We start from the raw sequence: 2,103 nt of genomic DNA on the forward strand, positions 1-2,103 counted from the left end.
ACCTTAAGGCAGCTTGCTGCCGGCCGCGACGCGGTTAGGTTCGCAGGGTTGTCTGCCTGATTCCACTTCTCCGAAAATCCTCGGGCAGACCAAGGGAGCGTAGCGACCGCAGCGTGAATACGGTGTTAGCTGATGTTCCTGCCCTCTTGAATTACTTATCAAAATCACTTAAAAACCATTGTTCCATTTTTTGTGTCATTTTGTTTCCAATTTCATTGTTTCTACTATAAATCCATTTAAATAAAGGTCCTTTATTAAAATTAATCAAGTCTTCCTTTGTTTTATCAAGGCATTTTAATAATTCCTCATACTCATATTCTATAAAATAAAGTTTTTCTTTTGTTTCTTTATTTTCCTTAGATGAGTCCGGATCATCCGACCATACCCTGACATAATTACCTTGATAAATTATCCCTGGATTCGGGTCATGTCCTAACCAGGGACTGGATTTACTTCTTACTGAATGATACACCTCGTTCCAATCTTCTAATCCACAACAACAACTAGGTAATATTTTTTTGTTTTGATCTTCAAAAAAAGCAATTCCACCTGAAATTGCTACCTGGTCTTCATTAAATAATTCATTAAATGAATCTTCCAATGATTGCTTTACTTCAATATTGTTATAACCAAATAAAAGTATTAAAAATAATACAACATCTTCGTCCTTACTTTCTTCACTTAAAGTAACGTATTCTTTACGTATCACTTTACTATCAATCCAACTTGGGCAATCATAATAAGGATCTATTATGACCGGTTTTGTAAATGGTTTTGACATAATGTTCTCTCCACATATGTGAAATAATAATGTACTAAAATATTGCAGAAATTTCAGCTAACGTTCTTGTATTCACGAACCCTCACTGGCTTAAGCCGCGTAGCGGCGGGTCCGACGGACTTAGCCAGTGCAGGGTTGTCTGCCTGATATTACATCTCTGAAAAACCTCGGGCAGACCAAGGCTCCGTTAGGAGCCGAAGCGTGAATACGGTGTTATATGAAGGAGCCTCTTCTTTGAATCGCTTACAAAAATAATCATTAAATCACATACATTACTACGATCTTAATAAATATTAATATAAACCCCATCAGCGTACCTACAAAAAACAAAAATAATAGCACTGTAAATAATTTCTTCATATAGCCTTTAATAGGTTCGTCAATAATAAGAGTAAGTAAAAGTGTTAGTGATATAAGTAATATAAATCTCCAAAAGTATGGAATCCTCATTAACATTGATAGGGCATATAATCCTGAACCTGAGTACATCAAATACTTTGTTTTCATAGTCATTTCTTTATTAGTCTGTCCCATCTTTGTCCTCCAAGAAAAACTCCATTGCTTAACGATTGAAGATAGAAAGTATTTAATAGTTATTGGTTTAGGCTCTTTCATATAACGTTCTTGTATTCACGAACCCTCACTGGCTTAAGGGGCGTTAGCCCCGGGTCCGACGGACTTAGCCAGTGCAGGGTTGTCTGCTGATTCCGCTTCCTCGAAATGCCTCTGCAGACCAAGGGCCGTCAGGCCCGCAGCGTGAATACGGTGTTATAAGATGTTGGCGCCTTCCACGAAAATCCTAGAATGAATGTTTACATCGTTTACATATCTCATTTGCTTTTTCAAAGGATATAGTTTTTGATAGTTCAGTTTCCAATCCATGTAATACTGATTTCTTTACCATTTCATTTCGGACTGCGTTGATATCGTAACAATCACCTATCCAAATCATTATATTTAATAGTGGGCAATCATAATACTCTTTACTTACTTTCTCTTCCGGATCGCTAATCCAATCATAATTTTCGTTAATAAAGTTGACCTTGCTATAATTCAGTCCTTTAGTTTCTAAATAAGTTGTTAAGTCTATGAGTATTTCCATTCCAATTTCTTCGTACTTTTCCCAAGTAGCTTCACATTCATCGCAGACAAATAATTTTATTCCTATTAATTCTTCAATGTTGGTTTTATATATGAGTCCGTTCCCATCACAGCGCGGACAAACAATTTTGCCATTAAAAGTTCTTATATTCTTCACGGAGTAGCACACCCAGTTTCTTCTATTAATGGGTTTGCGCCAATTTCTTATAACGTTCTTGTAT

Annotated in this window: 2 protein-coding genes; both read right to left on the reverse strand. The window is 36.3% G+C overall.

The window, feature by feature from the left end; genetic code table 11:
* Nucleotides 1-151: 151 nt before the first annotated feature.
* Nucleotides 152-781, reverse strand: coding sequence for a hypothetical protein (locus ABES02_RS29090; RefSeq protein WP_430141398.1), 630 nt, complete (start codon nucleotides 779-781; stop codon nucleotides 152-154).
* Between the two features lie 799 nt (nucleotides 782-1,580).
* On the reverse strand, nucleotides 1,581-2,103 hold a 523-nt coding region (locus tag ABES02_RS29095; protein WP_430141400.1), incomplete at its 5' end, for a hypothetical protein.

Origin of the sequence: Neobacillus pocheonensis (genome assembly GCF_050477905.1) — a bacterium.
Lineage (GTDB): Bacteria > Bacillota > Bacilli > Bacillales > Cytobacillaceae > Neobacillus > Neobacillus pocheonensis_A.